A 19,428-nucleotide genomic window follows, 5' to 3' on the forward strand; every position below is an offset into this window, starting at 1 on the left:
GCGCACAGCTTTGTACGGCCCACGCGGGGCAGTTTTAAGCTGTGGATGCAACAGCTGGTGGTTTGAACGGGTTCGACAGTAGCTCGTCGAGGGCTTCGGTTGGGGTTTTCCAATCGAGGGTTTTGCGGGGTCGGTTGTTGAGTTTGATGGCGATGTAGTCGAGATAGTCAGCCGGAAACACCGATAGGTCGGTGCCTTTGGCAAAGTATTGGCGCAGCAGTCCGTTGGTGTTCTCGTTGGTGCCACGCTGCCACGGCGAATGCGGGTCGCAGAAGTAGATGTCCAAATCGGTCGCCGCGGCGACCGCGGCGTGGTTGGTCATCTCCCGGCCCTGATCCCAGGTCAGGGTCTGACGCAGGATCGCCGGCAGCGCGGCCATCTTGGCCACAATCGCCTCTTGTACCGCGGTGGCGCCGTGACCATCGGGCAAGTGCAGCAGCATTAGGAACCGGCTGGCGCGCTCCACCACGGTGCCGATCGCCGAGCCAGACGCCACGCTGCCCATGATCAGATCGCCTTCCCAATGCCCAGGCACCGCGCGGTCCTCCACCTCAGGTGGGCGCTCACTGATGTTGACCATGTCCCGGATACGTCCGCGACGCTCATCGGCACGGCGATGCGGTCTACGTAACGCCCGCCCAGTGCGGAGACACTGATGTAGCTCGCGGCGCAGATTCCCTTTGCCCTGAACATAAATCGCTTGATAGATGGTCTCGTAGGACACCCGCATCTCCGGATCGTCGGGGAAGTCGATCACCAGCCGTGCAGCGATCTGCTCGGGGCTGTGCTGCTCGACGCTCAACCGAGTCTGCACCTCCTCGTGGAGCCGCGCATTAGTCGCCAGCCTGCCCGGCCTGCCACGCCGGGCCCGCCGCCGGGCATGCCCGTGAGCGGTGCTGGCCCGATACCGCGGCTGGGCATCCCACCCACCCTGACGGACCCCGAACCTATACCGCGATCGATACCTACCGCGGCACTTGCCATTACGGTTGATCTCGCGCATCACTGTCGAGGCCGCGCGCTTCAATCGCCGCGCTATCGATTGGATCGACTCACCGCGAGCAATACCGTCTTGGATCTCTTCGCGTTCCTCGAGGCTAAGCCGAGGCCTCCGCCGTACTCCGTTGTCGGGAAATCGTGGTTTCACCCCACCGAGCTCAGCAAACCAACGATAACCGGTGAGCCCTGACACGCCGACAGCGATCCCGGCCTCTCGGGGCAGTATCCCGTGGGCAATCAAATCCCAGAACTGACGCTCTACACACGCCAACCGCATCGCACCCATAACAACCCCTCAGATGGAGGCTGTTGCAATGACCGCTTAAACCCAAGCGGCGTGTTTATGTACAGACACGCTCGCTCGCGGGGAATGGGGTTCAGCTGATGTAGCGGACGATGCTCTCCGCCACACATGCCGGTTTGGCGCCGCCCTCGATGTCAACGGTGGTGGACAGGGTCGCCTGCGCGGTGCCGTTGCCCAGGTCTTCGAAGTCGACAAGGGTGGTGGACCCCCGCACCTTCGAGCCGACCGGCACCGGCGACGGGAACCGCACCTTGTTCAGCCCGTAGTTGATCCCCATCTTCAGACCCTTCACGGCGTAGATCTGATGCATCAGGACGGGCAACAGCGATAACGTCAGGAAGCCGTGGGCGATCGTGGTGCCGAATGGGCCCGCGGCGGCTTTCTCGGGGTCGACGTGAATCCATTGGTGGTCGCCGGTGGCCTCGGCGAACTGGTTGACCGCCTCTTGGGTGATGGTCACCCACTCACTGCTCCCGAGCACTTCACCTTTGGCGGCGGCGAGGTCGGCGACCGATTCGAAGGTCCGCATAGCTGTCCTTTCGCTCCATTGCTTGTTCGTCAAACATCTTGCGCACACCTCATTCGCGCGACGCGATCAGCCCCTCCTGAACCAGCGTCGCGCTGATCGCCCCGTCGGCGCCGACGAGGCTGCCAGTGATCACCCCGCGTCCCCTGGCTGCCGCCGGGGACCGCGTTTCCAGCAGGTTCCACTGGTCCGCGCGGATCGGCGTGTGAAACCACACCGAGGAATCGGTGGTTCCGCTGCGGTGACTGCGGTCGCGCATCGAATGGCCGTGCACCTGCAAGGCAGGGTCGATCATGTACACGTCGGTCACGAACAATGCGACGCAGATGTGGGTCTGCGCATCTGCAGGCAGCGGAACCGTTGCGCGCCAATAGAGTCGGCGCACGAAATCGGTACCGACCCCCTCGTCGACGTAGCGGATATCGAGTTCGCCCTGGGGCAACCCCGGCGCCGGGCCGGCCGGGCCGGTGGCCACCAACGTCTCCGGATCCTCGGGGAACTGGCCGTAACGGCCGTGGGCCGGTCCGGCCAGCGGCATCGCGAACGAGACGGTCGCAGCGGTGATGATGCGGTCGCCTTGACGGGCCAGCACCCGGCGCGTCATCGCAGTGCGACCGTCGTAGGTGCGCTCCACCGCGTAGTCGACGGGATCGGCCGCCGCACCCCCGCGCAGAAACTGCAGATGCATGCTGGTCGGCTGGGCGTCACCGGGTACCGTCTGACCGGCGGCGGCCATCGACTGCGCGACGAACTGCCCGCCGAACGCCCGCTTATCCGCAGGCCCGTGCCCGGCCGCCACCCAGGTATCGCCGTCAGCGGGTCGCACATCGAGCAGGTCCAGCAGAACGCTCATACGGCCGAACCTGTAGCCACCGTGCCGGATTCGACGAGGTCCGCCACTTCGTCGGCCGAGATGCCGAGTCGCTCCCCCAACACCGCCGCGGTGTCATCGCCGAGCGCAGGCGCCGCGACCGCAGGGGTATGGGCGCCGTCGAACACGATGGGCAGTCCGGGGGCCAGATAGTCACCGATGCGCGGCTGATGCAAGGTGGTGAACAATGGGTTGGCGGTTACGCGTTCGTCGGCGGCCGCTTCGGCGAAGGTGCGGTAGCGCTCCCACAGAATCGAGGTCGCCGATAACGCTTCGCTGATCTGTGCACCCGTATGTTCGCGGAACCAGACGGTGAACAAGCCACCGAGGGTGTCCCGGTGCCGGTACCGATGGCCTTCGTCGGTGAAATCGACTTCGAGCGCATCGGCAAGTGCAGCAACCGCTTTGGTGGTGCCGGTGAGTTCCGTCAGGTCCCGGAAGTGCCGGCCGGTCAACGCCACCAGCATGAACGCGATACCGTCGCTGCTGGTGAAGTTCTGCCCGTACTGGCCGTAGATCGCATTGCCGAGCCGTTCACGCTGGGTGCCGTTGACCATCGGTTCGGTGAGGAAGCCGAGATTGCCCGCCGTGGCCAGCGCGACATCCTCCAGTGGGATCCGGATCCGGGCCCCCGCGCCGGTGGCATCCCGTTGACGTAACGCCGAGGCGATCGCCAGCGCCGCGTACAGACCGCAGGACACATCCCAGGCTGGCAGCACATGGTTGACCGGACCGGCCTGCGTCACCGGGCCGGTGACCATGGGAAACCCGATGCCCGCGTTGACGGTGTAGTCGACACCGGTACCGCCGTCGGCGCGCCCCGAGACCTCAAGGTGAATCAGATCGGGCCGGGCCTTCACCAGCTGATCATAGGAATGCCATTCGCGGCCAACAACATTGGTGATCAGAATGCCGCCGGCCGGACCACTGTCGGCGATCAGCCTGCTGACCAGCTGCTGCCCCTGCGCGGAGCGCATATCCACCGCGACCGAACGCTTGCCCTTGTTCAAGCCCGCCCAGTAGATACTGTCGCCGCTCTCGGTCAGCGGCCATCGCCGGTAGTCGGCAGCACCTCCGACCGGATCGACCCGGATCACCTCGGCACCCAGCTGCGCCAGCGTCATACCGGCCAGCGGCACCGCGACAAAGCTGGAGATCTCGACGACACGCACCCCAGCGAGCAGTCCGGTCGAACCCGGTGTTCCCGCACTTGTCTGCACGCTCATAGCGGTTCAACTTATCCTCATGAGATGTCTCGAGTAGTCGCTGCCGTCGAACGGGCGCTCGATGCGCGACAGCGTGAAGCCGTCGAGGAGGTCGAAAAAATTCTGGCCGCGGCACTGGGTGTCATCGAGTCGGCCGCACCTGCCCCGCCCAAGGTCAGCGATATCGTCGCCGCCGCCGGTAGCTCCAACGCCGCCTTCTACCGGTACTTCGCCGGTAAGGACGAACTACTGCTCGCGGTCATGGAACGCGGGGTAGCCCTCACGGCGTCCTATCTCGAACAGCACATGGCCACCCATGACGATCCCGCCGATAAGGTCGCGGCCTGGGTCGAGGGGTCGCTGGTACAGGTCGGAGACCCCCGCCGGGCCGCCCGCAGCCGGGCGGTCCTCAACCAGTTCTCCGCGATGCCGGACCGACAGATCACCGCGCCGATGCGCGACCTGCTGGTCAGCCCACTGACCGCAATGGGCTCCGCCGACCCGCAACGCGACGCCGACGCGGTGTTCACCACCGTCGCGGGCGCGATCGGCCGCCACACCGCATCGGCCACCGAACCGCATCCTGCCGAGATCCGGCATCTGGTCACTTTTTGCCTGGCGGCCGTCGGCGCAGACCCGGCCCAATAGCGATCAGGCGGCAGACCGCTCCAGAATGTGGATACCGCATGCCGATCCCAGGCCGATGACGTGCGCCAAACCGACTGTCGCATTGGCGATTTGCCGATCGCCGGCTTCGCCGCGCAGGTGGTGGCAGACCTCCCAGATATTGGCGATACCGGTCGCGGCGATGGGGTGCCCCTTGGACTCCAGTCCACCGGAGACATTGACCGGGGTGGAGCCGTCCCGCCACGTCGCACCGGAGGCGAAGAAGTCCGCCGCGTTGCCCTCCTCGCACAGCATCAGGTTGTCGTAGTGCACGAGCTCTGCCGTGGCGAAGCAGTCGTGCAGTTCCACCAGGTCAAGGTCCTGCGGGCTCACCCCGGCCTGGTCGTACGCCTGGATCGCGGCCCGTCGGGTCAGGGTGTTGACATCGGGCAGGATCTGGCACGCTTCCTGGTACGGGTCACTGGTCAGCACGGACGCCGATACCTTGACCGCCCTGCGCTGCTGTTCACCTGAGAGCGTCTTGAGGTACTCCCCGGATACCACGATCGCGGCAGCGGCACCGTCACAGTTGGCCGAGCACATCGGTCGGGTGTTCGGGTAGGCGATCATCACATCACCCATGATTTCTTCCAGCGTGAACCGTTTCTGATAGGCCGCAAGCGGATTCAGCGTGGAATGCGCGTGATTCTTCTCGGAGATCTTGGCGAACAGCTCGAAACTGGTGCCGCCGTAGCGGTGGCCGTACTCCATCCCGATCTGGGCGAAAACCCCCGGCATGGTCTCGGTACCCACCCGGCCGTCCAGCCCGAGCACCGCCCCCTCCCGGCCCGATGGCGTCCAGGTGTCCGCCTGCTCGCGCGGACCCGATACGCCGAGCAGCCCGGCGCCGGAGAGCTTTTCGACACCGACGGCCATCCCCACCGGGGTCTCACCCGCCTTGATCGCCATGATCGCGGTCCGCAATGCGGTGGCTCCGGTGGCGCACGCATTCGCCACGTTGTACACCGGAATACCGGTCTGTCCGATCTGCTTCTGCAGCTGCTGGCCCACGGAGGCGTTGGCATTCATCAGGTTGCCCACCGCGAGCACACCGACATCTTTCATGGTGACGCCGCCGTCGGCGAGTGCGCCCAGCGCAGCCTCCGAAGCGAGGTCGAGAACATCCTTATCGCGGTGCTTACCGAACTTGGTCATCGTGATGCCGAGGATCCAGATGTCGTCGCTGGCCATGGTCGTCTCCTACTTGTCGAGGGCGGCGTTGCCGGGTACCGGTTCGAAGCCGAACCCGATGGCTTCGACGCCTGCCGAGTCGGCGCCGAGGGGGAAGGTGGTCAGTCGGACGTTCATCCCGAGGGTCACGTGCTCGGGGTCAGGCGGCGTATTGACGATATTGGCGCGCACGCTGGTGCCGTCGCAGTCCACAACGGCCGCGACGAAGGGGACGGGGACACCTGGCGCGGCAAAAGCGACGATGGTGAAGGAGCGCACGATACCTTCCGTCGCCACCGGAACAGTGGCGAAATCCGTTGCGCTGCAGTTGGCGCATGCGTTTCTTCGCCCGAAGAACCGGGCACCGCACTGCGTGCATTCGTTGGCGCTCAGATGCGGCTGATCACCGAGGACGAGGTAGTCGACTAGTGGGACTTGTCCGGTCATGTGCACTCCTGAAGTCGAAAGTCGCCTCCGATCATGACACCCGCCCCGACTGACGTGGGGTGGTGGGCGCACTATCGGTTGGTATGGACCTGCTCCTGATCTCCGACACCCACCTGCCCAAGCGCGCCCGCGACCTACCGTCGCAGGTCTGGGCCGAGGTCGAGCGCGCCGACGTCGTCGTACACGCCGGGGACTGGGTGGACGTGGAATCGCTCGACGCCTTGGAGCGCCGTGCCGCACGCCTGGTCGCATGCTGGGGCAATAACGACGGTGCCGATCTACGGGCCCGGCTGCCCGAGCGCGCCGACGTCACGTTGGCCGGAGTGCGGTTCACCGTCACCCACGAGACCGGGTCATCCGGTGGCCGAGACGCGCGGATGTCGCGCCTGTACCCCGATACCGATGTGCTGGTCTTCGGGCACAGCCACATCCCGTGGGACACCGTCACCGCCACTGGTTTGCGTCTGCTCAATCCCGGCTCGCCCACCGACCGGCGCCGCCAACCGTTCGGCACCTATATGACCGCTTCGGTCGACGACGGCGTCCTCGGCGAGGTCACCCTGCACCACATCCCCAGGAACTGAGAACCGTCGCAAGCGCATACTCGGGGCTGTGAAATCGGATCTTATTTCGCGACGCGATCTGGACTTCCTGCTCTTGGAGTGGCTGGGCATCGACGAGCTGACCAAGCGGGAGCGCTTCGCCGACCACTCCCCCGAGACGTTCTCCGACGTCCTTGATCTGTGCGAGGAGTTGGCGACGCGCTACTTCGCCCCGCACAACAAGCGCAGCGACGCCCAGGAGCCGACGTTCGACGGCCAGACGGTCACGATCATCCCCGAGGTGAAGGAGGCGCTGGACGCTTACGCGGCGGCGGACCTGATCGGGATGAGCATGGATCACCGCTTCGGCGGATTGCAGCTGCCCATGTCAGTGGCCCAGGCCGGATTCGCCTACTTCGCCGCCGCCAACGTCAGCACCAGCGGGTACGTCATGCTGACCACCGCCAACGCCAACCTGTTGACGAAATTCGGGACCGACGAGCAGATCGCTGCCTTCGTCACACCCATGTTGGCCGGCCGGTTCTCCGGGACGATGGCCCTCTCGGAGGCACAAGCCGGTTCATCCCTGGCCGATATCCTCACCCGCGCCGAACCGCGCGATGACGGCAGCTATCGGCTGTTCGGGTCCAAGATGTGGATTTCGGGCGCCGAGCACGAGATGACCGACAACATCGTCAACCTGGTGCTGGCGAAGATCCCCGGCGGCCCGCCCGGCACCAAGGGTATTTCGCTGTTCATCGTGCCCAAGTTCCTCAGCGGGCCAGACGGAGCAGACGGCCCGGTCGGCGAGCGCAACGACGTGGTGCTGGCCGGGCTGAATCACAAGATGGGCCAGCGCGGCATCACCAACACCGTGCTCAACTTCGGCGAGGGAATTCACCGGCCCGGCGGTGAATCAGGTGCGGTCGGCTACTTGATCGGTGAACCGCACCGGGGGATCACCTACATGTTCCACATGATGAACGAGGCCAGGCTCGGGGTCGGCATGGGCGCGGTCGCGCTGGGCTACACCGGATACCTCAAATCGCTGGAGTATGCCCGCAGCCGACCGCAGGGCAGGCCCGCGACGGTCAAGGACCCGTCAACACCGCAGATCCCGATCATCGACCATCCCGACGTCAAGCGAATGTTGTTGGCACAGAAGGCCTATGTCGAGGCTGCGTTGGCATTGGAGCTGTACTGCGGGCGGTTGGTCGACTGGCAACACAGCGCCGAATCCGACGAAGAGTTGCAGCGCTGCACAGATCTGCTGGATATCCTGACCCCCGTCGGAAAAAGCTGGCCGTCGCAATGGTGCCTGGAGGCCAACAACCTGGCGATCCAGGTGCACGGCGGATACGGCTACACCCGCGAGTACGACGTCGAGCAGCATTACCGCGATAATCGGCTCAATCCCATCCACGAAGGCACCCATGGCATCCAGAGCCTGGACCTGTTGGGGCGCAAGGTTGTTCAACGGGGCGGTGCCAGTCTCGCCGAGCTCGGCAAGGCCGTCGCGGCCACCACCACTATGGCCACGGCCGCGGGCGGTGAACTGACCGAGCTCGCGACCGCACTCGACGCGTCGTGGAATCGACTGGTATCGGTGACGGCAGGGATGTTCGCCTCCGGTGACATCGAGGGCGCACTGGCCAACAGCGTGGTCTACCTCGAAGCATTCGGCCACATCGTGATCGCCTGGATCTGGCTGGAACAGCTGTGTGCCGCCCACGGGAAGACCGGCGATTTCTACGACGGTAAACGCCAGGCAGCGCAGTACTTTTTCCGTTACGAGTTACCCAAGACCGCGCCCCAACTCGACCTGCTGGAAAGCCTCGACCACACCACGCTGGAGATGCGCGACAACTGGTTCTGACAATACCTCTTATACAGAGGTATCATGGCGAAGTGCCCTCCCGCAGTGAGCTGATCAGCGAGTTGTTGGGCACCGTTGGTCGATTCCGCCGCCAAGTACGGCGGACCGCAGGCCGCGGGCCCGACCGTTTCGAGCTGGGCGCCGGATTGACCGAATCCCAGGCCGAATTGGTGCGACTGGTCGGACGACGCCCAGGAATCTCAGTCAGTCAGGCGGCCGCCGAACTCGGGCTGGCGGCCAACACCGCATCCACCTTGGTATCGCGACTATCCGCGAGCGGCTCGCTGATCCGCGAGGCCGACCCCGCCGACCGCCGGGTTGGGCGGTTACGGCTCTCGACCAGCGCCCAGAAGGCGGCCGACGCGTCGCGAACCGCCCGCCGGACAGCCATCTCGCAGGTCCTCGATGAGCTCGACAAGGCCGAAATCGATCAGCTGAGAACAGGACTGGAGGTCATTGCCAAAGTGACCCGGTTGCTGCAGGAGAGGCAGACATGAGCACCGATCTGGCGATCGACTGTCAGCACCTGACACACCACTATGGCAAGTTCGTCGCCGTCGACGACCTGACACTGCAGGTGCGCGCGGGCGAGACGGTCGGCCTGCTGGGCCCCAACGGCGCGGGTAAGACCTCGGTCGTCCGGGTGCTCACCACCCTGACCCCGGTACAAGGCGGTACGGTGTCCATCTTCGGGTTGGACGCCAAACGCGACACCATGGATATCCGCTACAACATCGGCTATGTGCCACAGCAGCTTTCGATCGAATCCGCGTTGACCGGGCGGCAGAATGTGCAGTGGTTCGCCCGACTCTACGATGTGCCGCGCCGCCAGCGAGCCGCCCGCGTCGACGAGGCGTTGGAAGCGATGAACCTGATCGACGTCGCCGACGGCCTGGCCGGCACCTACTCGGGCGGGATGGTTCGCCGCCTCGAATTGGCGCAGGCATTGGTCAACCGGCCGTCCCTGCTGATCCTCGACGAGCCCACGGTCGGGCTGGATCCGATTGCCCGCGACGGAGTCTGGGCACAGGTGCAGCGGATGCAGGACGAATTCGGAATGACAGTGCTGCTGACCACGCACTACATGGAAGAGGCCGACGTGCTGTGTGACCGGGTCGCGCTGCTGCACCACGGCCAGTTGCAGACTTCTGGCAGCCCCACCGATCTCAAAGCTACCGTCGGACCGGACGCTTCCCTGGAGGACGTCTTCCGGCATTACGCAGGTTCCGATCTCGCCGACGACGGCGCACACGCCGGTCTGCGTGAGATCCGCTCCAGTAGGAAAACAGCGCGCCGTGTCAGTTGAACCGGACGAGACCACCCAGGCCGGTCGGCCCACCTCCGGCGGACTGATTCGCGCGCCGCGTGGCTGGCGCAGGCTGCGCGGCATGGTCCAGCGGATGGGCACCTTCGCCCTGGTCGAACTGCAGAAGCTGCGCCATGACCGCACCGAGTTGGTCACCCGCATGGTGCAGCCCGCCCTGTGGCTGTTGATCTTCGGCCAGACGTTCAGCCAGCTGCACGTCATCGATACGGGTTCGGTGTCGTATCTGGCGTTCCTCGCCCCGGGCATCATCGCGCAATCAGCCCTGTTCATCTCGATCTTCTACGGCATCCAGATCGTCTGGGACCGCGACGCGGGCATCCTGGCCAAACTCATGGTCACTCCGGCTCCCGCGTCGGCGCTGATCGCAGGCAAGTCCTTCGCGGCAGGCGTCCGATCGGTGGCCCAGGTGATCGGGGTGCTGATCATCGCCTACCTGATGGGCGTGCACCTGACGGCCAACCCGCTGCGGATTCTCGGGGCGATGGGCATCGTGGTCCTGGGCTCGGCGTTCTTCGCCTGCCTGTCGATGTCATTGGCCGGACTCGTACGCAACCGGGACCGACTGATGGGCATCGGCCAGGCCATCACCATGCCGTTGTTCTTCGCCTCCAACGCGCTCTACCCCGTCGACATCATGCCGACATGGCTGCGTTGGTTGTCCGCAGTGAACCCATTGAGCTACGAGGTCAACGCATTACGCGGTCTGCTGATCGGCACACCGTCGAACTGGCTGCTGGATATCGGGGTGCTGGTGGCCGCCGCCATCATCGGGGTCATCACCGCCTCCGCCCTGCTGCGCCGCCTGGTGCGCTGAGCAGTCCGCTCCTTTTTTCCCCGCGAGCAGACGGATAGTGCCCCCGACACGCCGGTCGGCGAGGGTGCTTTGCGTCTGCTCGCGACAAAAAGGGGGCGAGAATGTGCCCGTGACGAAAGATCCTGGGGGGATGCCGCAGCGGGAGTCAGTCGGCTACACGCTCAAACGGCTGTTCCTCGGCAAGCCGCTCATCTCCGATGAGCTCAAATCCGAGCGGCTGTCGAACCCGGTTGCGCTCGGAGTGCTTTCCCCCGACGCAATATCGTCGACCGCCTACGGCACCGAAGTCATCCTGATCGAACTACTGCCGTATGCGGCACTGGCGGCCTTCGCGCTGTTACTTCCCATCACCGGTGTCATCCTGGTCATCCTCATCCTGGTCGCGGCGTCGTATCGCCAGGTCGTGATGACCTACACCAAAGCTGGTGGCTCCTACATCGTCGCGAGGGAGAATTTCGGGCCCCGCGTCGCGCAGATTGCCGCCGCGGCACTGCTGATCGACTACGTGGTGACCGTCGCGGTCCAGGCGGCGGCCGGCACCGTCGCCGTCATCTCCGCAGTGAAATCGCTTGGGCCGTACAGCCTCGAGATCACCATCGGTGTCGTGCTGCTGATGTGCATCGCCAACCTTCGGGGCCTCCGCGAAGCCGGCCGGCCGTTCGCGATGCCTACCTACTTCTTCGTGACGATGCTGTCGTTGATGATCGTGACCGGTGTTGTCCGACATCTATTCTGGGGTCTACCGCAATACGATGCGGCGAATCTGGTAGGTGCGGTACCCGTCGAGCACGGCGACGGCCTGGTGATGGGCGCGACGATCCTGGTCCTGTTGCGTGCCTTCGCCAACGGCGGTGCATCGCTGACCGGTGTGGAAGCCATCTCCAATACCGTCGGATCGTTCCGGGACCCGCAGGGCGTCAACGCTCGTCGCGTTCTCACCGTGATGGCGTGCATCCTGGCGTTCCTGCTGGCCGGCGTCGCCTACCTGGCCTACGCCACCCATGCCACCCCGTACGTGGCGGGCTACCCGTCGGTCCTCTCGGAGATCTCACGTGCCGTCTTCGGCGATGGTCTGCTCGGCCACATCCTCTACGCACTGGTCCAGATATCAACCGCAGCAATTCTTTTCACCGGAGCCAACACCAGCTTCAACGGCTTTCCCGCGCTGGCGAACTTCGTCGCCGAAGACCGCTTCCTGCCTCGGCAACTGGCCAAACGCGGTCACCGGTTGGTGTTCTCCAACGGCATCATCGTGCTCACCGTGCTGGCGGTGGTACTGCTCATCGGAACCGGCGGCTCGGTCAATGCGCTGGTGCCGTTCTACGCCATCGGGGTGTTCACCGGCTTTGCCATGGCCGGTTACGGCATGACGAAACACCATCTGACGCACAAGTCCGACGGTTGGCGCCACAAGCTGGCCATCAATCTCTCCGCCGGGATCATCTCGACGGTGGTGGTCGCGATCTTCGCGATCGCGAAGTTCACCGAAGGCGCCTGGCTGGTGGTCGTCATCTTCCCGCTACTCGTCTTCGCGCTGATGCGACTCAACCGCGAATACCGTGCCGAAGCCGCCATCTTGGAACGGTTCAGGACCAACCGTCCCGACTTCTTCGGTGAATACACCAGCCATCACGCCTTTGTGCTGGTGAACTCGGTGGACCTGGCGGTGATCGAGGCGTTGCGCTACGGCCGTGGCCTGCGCGCCGACGAGCTGACCGCCGTGCACTTCATGATCGACGAGGATGTCGCCGAGCGCATCCGAAAGCGTTGGCAGCATTACGGTCTGGTGACACCGCTGGTGGTCATCGACTGCCCTGACCGTCGACTGACCAGAGCCGCGCACGACCTGGTCTGCGCGACGTCCGAGCAGTACCCCGACGCGAACATCACGCTGCTGTTGCCGCGGCGCAGCTACGCCCCACTGCTCGGCCGGCTGCTGCACGACCGGACCGCCGACCGGATCGCCAGGGCGGTCAGCCGGATGCCGCACGCGGCAGCGACGATCGTGCCCTACGACGTGCAATCGCAGATCCGGGAGGCGTTTCCCGACATGTTCGAGGAACGGGTGACCCGCGAACTGGAGAAGGTGCAGGCCCGGGTGGGCCATTCCGATCAGCCGCATGCACCGGACCACGAGCATCCCGACGTTCCACCGAGGCCGATCGCCATCGACGGCCTGATCGTGGGGCAGCGCACCACTGTGGAAGGCCGGGTCAGTCACATCGATGTGAAGAGCCGGGACGGTAAACCGTTGCTGCTGATCACAATCGGCGATGACAGCGGCGAGCTGACGGTTTCCTTCAGCCGCGGCGGCGACGATATCGCGGCGGGGCAGATCCTAAGACTGGTCGGAAAAGCGCGGCAGAACGGGAACCGGCCTGTCTTCATGGCCGACCCCACCTACTCGATCGTCGACGACGGTGCCGCCACCTGATCCGCGACTGATCCGGCGGCGCACCTCAGTCATCGCCCTGGCGATCAGGATGCCGACCGTGATCGCGGCGATGGCGCCGACCACGGGATGGCTGTCGAACAACGGATAAACCTGGAAATGTGTGAGATAGGTGTACAGCGACGCCTCGGCGATCAGGCCGGCGACGACTGGCAGCGGGTCGGGACACCGGATGGTCGGCAACCAGATCAGCAGGGCGAATCCGCCCACCACCAGGATCTGCCGCAACCCTTGCTCGAAGTAGCCCACCGTGCAGACCACCAGTACCACCGTGACAGCCAGCCGTTGCCAGTTGTTACGTGCCTTGGCCGCCGCCCAACCCGCGGCGAAGAACCAGAAGGCCAGATAGGTGAACATGGCCTGCTCGCCGAGCCGCAACCCGAGGACGTCGTAACGCAACGCCACCCCTGCAGCCAGGAACACCGCCGCGAACGTGAACGGTACGCGGCGTTCCCAGCGGTCGATCACTGGCACGGCTACGAGCAGGGTCAATGCGATCAACACGTAGACCAGCACCTCGACGAACCACAACCGGCCCGCGGTCATACTGTCACTTGGGCCCAGTATCTTGTTGGCCAGCAGCAGATTCGACAGGTGATAGTCATCGGTGACGATCAGCGCAACGGCAATCCACGCGATCGACGGCACCGCGATCCAGGCAATGGTCTGGCGTAGGTGACGCACCCGTTCGGCACGGGGCACCGCCCGCAGACAGAATCGGCCAAAGTTGTACCCGGCCAATCCGAGCAGGAGATGCGCGCCGCCCCACACCTCGAAGACACCGGCATGCGACCCGACGATCAGGATGATCGCCAGTGCCCGCAACGCGACGCTGGTCTCCAACGCCGCCGAGAACCAACGACGGTTGTCCGGCTGTTCGGCGAGGCGCTCGAGCTCCCCGACCGGCAGCTGCTGCCAGTCCGGTGGGAGGTGACCCAGCATCCGCTCGAGCCGGACCGACATCGCCACATAGTTCAACGATGTCCCGCCGAGCCGCAGAAAGTTGGCATCCGAGGTGATCTGGGCATCGTCGCAACACAGGACATCGCGAAACAAGCTGCGGATCCCGCTGCCACCGTCAACAGGTGCGGCAGCGTGCCTGGCCGCCTCGCGCACCGCGTCGTAATCGGGCTTACCCGAGGGCAGTACCGGCAGCTCCGGCATGGCCGCCGGCCACACCGCCTCGACGGGTAATCCGGCCGCTTTGGCCGCAAGCCGGCGTACCCCCGGCAGATCATCGACGTCGGCCACGGCGACAGCGAGGTGATCGTCACCGTCACCGAGCGCTGTGCAGAACGCTGTCACCCCGTGCTCACCGAGCACCGTCTCGACGCGCTGCAGGTCGATCCGCAGCCCATACATCTTGACGAAGCGGCCGCTACGGCCGATCACCTCGTAGAGTCCGTCGGCAGCACACCGGGCGATATCACCGGTATGCACTTCCTCCACGGCTCTGCCGAGCGCGAGGTCATCGTGGGAGTGGGCGTACCCGAGCATCACATTGGGCCCGCGGTAGACGAGCTCGCCCGTTCCCTGGTCCGGCCAGTCGGCCAGGGGCTCGATGGTGAACGATCCGCCCGGCACGGGGCGGCCGATCGAATTGGGCCGGCTCAGCGCGAGTTCTGCTGGCAGATAAGACATCCGGGCAGTGGCCTCGGTGGCGCCGTACATGACGAACAGCTGCCAGCCCCGGCGGGCACCGAGTTGGGCATAGCGCTGTACCCGGTGCGGGGGCAATCGTCCCCCGGCCTGGGTCACGTAGCGCAGGTCGGGCAGGTCCATCTCGTCGAAGCCGATGCGGTCCAGCAGGTCGAAGGTGTACGGCACCCCGGCCAGGCTCGTCCCCCGGTGTTGCAGGAACAGTTCCCAGAATCCATCATCGACCACCGAGTGGTCGGTCAGGATCAGACCGGCACCGCGCCGGAGGTGGCTGTGCACCACCGACAGGCCATAGCAGTACGACATCGGCAATGTAGTTGGCGCTCTGTCATTTTCGTCGATATCGAGATATTGGGCGATGGCATCGGCGTTGGAGATCAGATTCTCATGCGAGAGCCTGACCAGCTTGGGGGATCCGGTGCTGCCCGACGTGCTCAGCAGCAATGACAGCTCGGGGTGCAGTGCGTCCCCACTCGGCTCGGCGCAGAACTGGGCGGTACCGTCGGGCGCGATGACGGTATCCGGGCGATAGGTGGCCACGATACCGGCGGTATCGCGTCCCGGCGGTACGGGCAGCACCACGTGCCGGCCGGCCAGTGCACCGAGATAAGGCACCAGGGTGTTGAGGTCGTTACGCGTCTGCATCAATACCAACCGCCGCCGGCTGCCCAGGGCTGCAGCGTATTCGGTGACGCGGCCAGCGAGGTCTCGGTAGGTCAGCTCTTCTCCCGCCGTGGCCACCGCTGGGCGGCCACCGAAGCCGGCCAGGTGTCGGGTCAATGGGGTCATGACGGGAATACGACGGCGGAGCCGTTGATGTTCAATCGCACCTTGGCATCCACCGTGGGCGGATCGATACTGTTCTGCCGCACATTGATCGGTGGTTGCCCGCCGGGAAGCTCGATGGTGAGCACCACCTCGGAGCCGAGAAACTCCGTCGCCAATACCGTTGCGACAGCGCTACTTCTCTCGTTATCGAGGTCGGTATCGGACACCCTGGTCGCGGTCAGCTGTTCAGGACGCAGCATGATCGTGGCTTCACCCCGGACAGTGGTAGACCGGACCGATACGGCACCGAGTGCGCAGTGCGCGCCGCCGGGGCCGATTGTGGCAGGCAGGAACACGCAGTCGCCAAGGAACTGGGCGGTGAACCGATCCTCGGGAGCAGCGTAAACCTCTTCGGGAGAGCCGATCTGGGTGAATTGGCCCTGGCGCATGACCGCGACCTGATCCGCCACCGACAGCGCCTCCTCCTGATCGTGAGTGACCAGCAGCGTGGTGACCCCGGCGCTGGTCAGGGTGTGCGCCACGGCCTTACGCGTTGCGGCGCGCAACCCGGTGTCCAGTGAGCTGAACGGTTCGTCGAGCAGCATGACAACGGGTTGGCGTGCAAGCGCCCTGGCCAGGGCGACCCGCTGCTGTTGGCCGCCGGATAACTCGTGCGGTCGACGCGCCGCGTGCTCGGCAGTCAGCGACACCATCTCCAGTAGCTCCACCACCCTGGCCCGCGTGTGCGCGGACCGTCGCCCACGCGGAAGACCGTAGGCGATGTTCTGGCCGACGCTCAGGTGCGGGAACAGTGCGCCGTCCTGCGCCACGTAGCCGACGTCGCGACGATGTGGCGCAACGAATGTCGTCGGCCCCGCCACCTCACGCCCGGCGATGGTCACCGTACCGCCATCGGGTGCCTCAAAGCCGGCGATGAGCCGCAGCAGCGTGGTCTTACCGCAGCCCGACGCACCCACTACCGCGGTCAGCGTGCCCGCGGGCAGACCGAGCTGGATACCCTCCAATACGGTGTGGCCGCCGAAACTCTTGCACACGCCGTCGAGCCGGACGATATGGTCGGCGCTCATCGGGCTGCCACTTTCGTCGATTGGCGAAGCAGCACCAACGTCACCGGAATCGCCAGCACCACCATGATGAGTGCATACGGTGCGGCGGCGGCATAGTCCAGCTCGCTGCTCAACGACCAGAATCGCATGGACAGCGTCCTGGTTCCGGTCGGCGCCAGCAGTAGAGTCGCCGTCAATTCTGTTGCCACTGCGACGAATACCAGGGCGGCACCGGCCGCCGCCGCCGGCGCGGTCAGAGGCAGGGTGACCCTGACGAAGGTGGCGCCTGCGGGAACTCCCAATGAGCGCGATGCTTCCTCCAACCCGACCGGTACCTGTGCCAGGCCGGACCGCACGTTGACCAGCGCCCGCGGCAAGAACATCAGTACATAGGCCGCGATCACCAGCGCCACGGTCTGATAGATCGGCCGGGCCAGGTGGATGGCGACTGACACCAATGCCAACGCCGTCACGATGCCCGGCAACGAACTCGTCACGTAATTCGCACCTTCCACGGTGCGTGCCAGCAGACCGCTCGAGCGGACCGCCACCCAGGCGATCGGGAACGCCAGCACAGTAGTGATCACTGCGGCGAGACCAGCCAGCGACGCCGTCTGCGCCAACGCTTCACCCACATCGCCGAGCGCCCAGACGTCGCGCCCGCCGATCCACAGCCACCGCAGTATGGTCCACACCGGCACCCCAAGTGCCAGCGCCGCAAGCCCGGTAAGCGCCAGTTCCGCAGGTATTGTGTTGGTGCCGAGCCGAAGTGGCTCCGCCTTGCGGGCAGCTCCCGAGCCGATCCTGGCGTACCGCGCACCACCGCGCGCTGCCGCCTCGACAAGCAGGAGTACCAGGCAGCACAACACCAGTACCGCGGCCAGCATGGTGCCCGCTGCGCCGTTGAAGGTGGCCTGGAACTGCTGGAAGATCGCCGTGGTGAAGGTGTCGAACCTCAGCAGCGCGAAGGCGCCGTACTCGGCGAGCAGGTGGATACCAATGAGCAATCCACCGCCGAGCAGCGCCAACCTCAACTGCGGCAACACCACTCGGATGAATACCGCCCCCGAATCCGAACCGAGCGCACGCGCCGTCTCTTCGACGGCGGGATCGAGTCTGCGCAGCGTGGCCAACACCGGCAGATAGATGAGCGGGAAATAGGACAGGGTCGAGACCAGGACACCCGCGCCGAGCCCGTGCATGGTCGGCACGACGCTGGTCCACGCGTAGCTGTTGACGAAGGCCGGCACAGCAAGGGGTGCGACGAATATCGGCCGCCACCACGACCGGCCCGGCAGATCGGTACGCTCCACCAGCCACGCCGCCCCCACCCCGAGCACCGCGCAGAGCGGGACGGTGATGAGCACCAACGACACCGTATTGATCAGCAGCTCCCCGACGCGGGGACGGACCAGCAACGCGTACGCCTGCGCCGGCCCGGTGCTGACCACCGCCCATGCCACGTAGCCAAGCGGGATGAACGTGCCTGCCACCAGCAGGGCCACGGTCGTAGACACCAGCCACCCCTGGCGGGTGCCGGTGTTGCGCCGCAACACTGTTGGAGCTACCACCTAGAGCAGTCCTGCCTTGGTCATCAGATCGGACACCTTCTTCGCGTCGAGATCCGATGGGTTGACCGCCGGTGCCTGCAGTTGATCCAGAGGTTCGAGTGCGGCATTGGCCGGTACGCCGCTGGCGACCGGGTACTCGAACGACGTGCCATTCTGCAGCACCTCCTGGCCCGCCTTGCTCGTGACGAACTTGAGAAACTGCTGCGCCTGGTCCTGCTTCTTGCTCGACTTGAGCACGCCGCCGCCGGAGATGCTGATGAACGCGCCGGGATCCTCGTTGCGGAAGTAGTGCAGCGCGGTATTGCCGCTGATCTCTTTGGTCTTGGCCTGATCCCGGAACCAGTAGTAATGGTAGATCACCCCGCCCGCGACCTGCCCTGCGTTAACGGCCTTCAGCGTGGCGATATTGTCCTGGAAGAGAACGGCATTGGTCTTCATCCCGGCCAGCCACGATGCGGTGACAGCCTCCCCTTTGAGGTCGAGCAGGGCGGCGACGATGGCCTGGAAATCCGCCTTCGGCGGCGGTGCGCCCCAGCGGCCCTGCCACGACGGGTCCTGCAGATCCAGCAGCGACTTCGGTAGCTGGTCGACGGGCAGTTTGTCCTTGTTGTAGACGAATACGGTGGTGCGGGCCGCCACCCCGGTCCATTTGTTGGACGCCGGCCGGTACTGCGCGGGCACCGCGGCGATGGTGTCGGCACCGATATCGGTGAATAACCCGGCCTGTTCCACAGCTGCCATCGCCGGCGAGTTCTCGGTGAGGAAGACATCGGCAGGCGAGCCATCGCCCTCGGCAATGATCTGGTTGCCGAGTTCGGTGTCGCCACCTTGGCGGTAGGTGACCTTGATCCCGGTCTCCTTGGTGAATGCGTCGATCCACTCCTTGGTGAGCGACTCGTGCTGCGCGTTGTAGATCAACAGCTCGTCACCGCCCCCGGAGCTCGAACACGCCGTCATCCCCAGTAGAAGCGCCAGCGCGCTGGCCACCGCGAACCACCTCGTCACAAACCGCCGCATCATCATCCTCTCAGCGCCGAACAGCATGAACGTCGCATTAGCCTAGGTTTGCCTAACAACTTACCTGTGATGTTCCTGGCGGTGGCCCCTCCTGGGAGGATGTGGCGGTGAGCGATCTGCAACCCGGCGAGCCCCGTGAACGTTCCC

Annotated in this window: 17 protein-coding genes; 7 read left to right on the forward strand and 10 right to left on the reverse strand. The window is 65.2% G+C overall.

Annotation, left to right across the window (positions count from 1 at the left end):
• Nucleotides 1-34: 34 nt before the first annotated feature.
• The 4 genes from ADBZ9O_RS00420 to ADBZ9O_RS00435 all read right to left on the reverse strand — a co-directional run bounded on the left by ADBZ9O_RS00420 (nucleotide 35) and on the right by ADBZ9O_RS00435 (nucleotide 3,926).
• Complete coding sequence (locus ADBZ9O_RS00420) at nucleotides 35-1,285, reverse strand: IS30 family transposase (protein ID WP_526524756.1); 1,251 nt, start codon at nucleotides 1,283-1,285, stop codon at nucleotides 35-37.
• Nucleotides 1,286-1,376: 91 nt separating this feature from the next.
• Complete coding sequence (locus tag ADBZ9O_RS00425; RefSeq protein ID WP_526527521.1) at nucleotides 1,377-1,832, reverse strand: MaoC family dehydratase; 456 nt, start codon at nucleotides 1,830-1,832, stop codon at nucleotides 1,377-1,379.
• Between the two features lie 49 nt (nucleotides 1,833-1,881).
• Complete coding sequence (locus tag ADBZ9O_RS00430; RefSeq protein ID WP_526527522.1) at nucleotides 1,882-2,682, reverse strand: acyl-CoA thioesterase; 801 nt, start codon at nucleotides 2,680-2,682, stop codon at nucleotides 1,882-1,884.
• The gene (locus ADBZ9O_RS00435; RefSeq protein ID WP_526527523.1) at nucleotides 2,679-3,926 is read right to left on the reverse strand and encodes a CoA transferase; all 1,248 of its coding nucleotides are present in this window, start codon (nucleotides 3,924-3,926) and stop codon (nucleotides 2,679-2,681) included. Before ADBZ9O_RS00435 ends, ADBZ9O_RS00430 begins: the two co-directional genes overlap by 4 nt.
• A 24-nt stretch (nucleotides 3,927-3,950) precedes the next feature.
• Here ADBZ9O_RS00435 and ADBZ9O_RS00440 point away from each other — a divergent pair, with 24 nt between their 5' ends.
• A complete protein-coding gene (locus tag ADBZ9O_RS00440; protein WP_526527524.1) occupies nucleotides 3,951-4,553 on the forward strand; it encodes a TetR/AcrR family transcriptional regulator in 603 nt (200 codons plus the stop codon).
• 3 nt (nucleotides 4,554-4,556) lie between these two features.
• On the opposite strand, the gene ADBZ9O_RS00445 is transcribed toward ADBZ9O_RS00440, so the two are convergent.
• Both ADBZ9O_RS00445 and ADBZ9O_RS00450 read right to left on the reverse strand, forming a co-directional pair.
• Nucleotides 4,557-5,762: a thiolase family protein gene (locus tag ADBZ9O_RS00445; protein WP_526527525.1), complete on the reverse strand. Its 1,206-nt coding sequence runs from the start codon at nucleotides 5,760-5,762 to the stop codon at nucleotides 4,557-4,559.
• Between the two features lie 9 nt (nucleotides 5,763-5,771).
• Nucleotides 5,772-6,188: a Zn-ribbon domain-containing OB-fold protein gene (locus ADBZ9O_RS00450; protein ID WP_526527526.1), complete on the reverse strand. Its 417-nt coding sequence runs from the start codon at nucleotides 6,186-6,188 to the stop codon at nucleotides 5,772-5,774.
• Nucleotides 6,189-6,271: 83 nt separating this feature from the next.
• On the opposite strand from ADBZ9O_RS00450, the gene ADBZ9O_RS00455 reads away from it, so the two are divergent.
• The 6 genes from ADBZ9O_RS00455 (at nucleotide 6,272) to ADBZ9O_RS00480 (ending at nucleotide 13,181) form a co-directional block, all read left to right on the forward strand.
• Complete coding sequence (locus ADBZ9O_RS00455; protein ID WP_526527527.1) at nucleotides 6,272-6,772, forward strand: metallophosphoesterase family protein; 501 nt, start codon at nucleotides 6,272-6,274, stop codon at nucleotides 6,770-6,772.
• 28 nt (nucleotides 6,773-6,800) lie between these two features.
• Entirely contained in the window at nucleotides 6,801-8,606 is a 1,806-nt protein-coding gene (locus ADBZ9O_RS00460; protein ID WP_526527528.1) for an acyl-CoA dehydrogenase C-terminal domain-containing protein, read from the forward strand.
• A 32-nt stretch (nucleotides 8,607-8,638) separates the two neighbouring features.
• Nucleotides 8,639-9,103, forward strand: a complete 465-nt coding sequence (locus tag ADBZ9O_RS00465; protein WP_526527529.1) for a MarR family winged helix-turn-helix transcriptional regulator — start codon at nucleotides 8,639-8,641, stop codon at nucleotides 9,101-9,103.
• Nucleotides 9,100-9,912, forward strand: a complete 813-nt coding sequence (locus ADBZ9O_RS00470) for an ATP-binding cassette domain-containing protein (RefSeq protein WP_526527530.1) — start codon at nucleotides 9,100-9,102, stop codon at nucleotides 9,910-9,912. The genes ADBZ9O_RS00465 and ADBZ9O_RS00470 overlap by 4 nt, the downstream gene beginning before the upstream one ends.
• Nucleotides 9,913-9,994: 82 nt before the next feature.
• On the forward strand, nucleotides 9,995-10,747 hold the full coding sequence (locus tag ADBZ9O_RS00475; RefSeq protein WP_526533738.1) for an ABC transporter permease: 753 nt from the start codon (nucleotides 9,995-9,997) through the stop codon (nucleotides 10,745-10,747).
• A gap of 109 nt (nucleotides 10,748-10,856) precedes the next feature.
• A complete protein-coding gene (locus ADBZ9O_RS00480) occupies nucleotides 10,857-13,181 on the forward strand; it encodes an amino acid permease (protein ID WP_526527531.1) in 2,325 nt (774 codons plus the stop codon).
• Here the strand turns inward: ADBZ9O_RS00480 and ADBZ9O_RS00485 are convergent.
• From ADBZ9O_RS00485 to ADBZ9O_RS00500, 4 genes are read right to left on the reverse strand one after another with little or no spacing between them, the layout of a single operon-like run.
• A complete protein-coding gene (locus ADBZ9O_RS00485; protein ID WP_526527532.1) occupies nucleotides 13,086-15,647 on the reverse strand; it encodes an AMP-binding protein in 2,562 nt (853 codons plus the stop codon). The two genes, ADBZ9O_RS00480 and ADBZ9O_RS00485, sit on opposite strands and share 96 nt — an antisense overlap.
• Nucleotides 15,644-16,714, reverse strand: coding sequence for an ABC transporter ATP-binding protein (locus ADBZ9O_RS00490; RefSeq protein WP_526527533.1), 1,071 nt, complete (start codon nucleotides 16,712-16,714; stop codon nucleotides 15,644-15,646). The genes ADBZ9O_RS00485 and ADBZ9O_RS00490 overlap by 4 nt, the downstream gene beginning before the upstream one ends.
• The gene (locus ADBZ9O_RS00495) at nucleotides 16,711-18,264 is read right to left on the reverse strand and encodes an ABC transporter permease (protein ID WP_526527534.1); all 1,554 of its coding nucleotides are present in this window, start codon (nucleotides 18,262-18,264) and stop codon (nucleotides 16,711-16,713) included. Before ADBZ9O_RS00495 ends, ADBZ9O_RS00490 begins: the two co-directional genes overlap by 4 nt.
• A complete protein-coding gene (locus ADBZ9O_RS00500; RefSeq protein ID WP_526533740.1) occupies nucleotides 18,265-19,281 on the reverse strand; it encodes an iron ABC transporter substrate-binding protein in 1,017 nt (338 codons plus the stop codon).
• Between the last annotated feature and the right edge of the window lie 147 nt (nucleotides 19,282-19,428).

Origin of the sequence: Mycobacterium sp., from assembly GCF_965229105.1 — a bacterium.
Taxonomy (GTDB): domain Bacteria; phylum Actinomycetota; class Actinomycetes; order Mycobacteriales; family Mycobacteriaceae; genus Mycobacterium.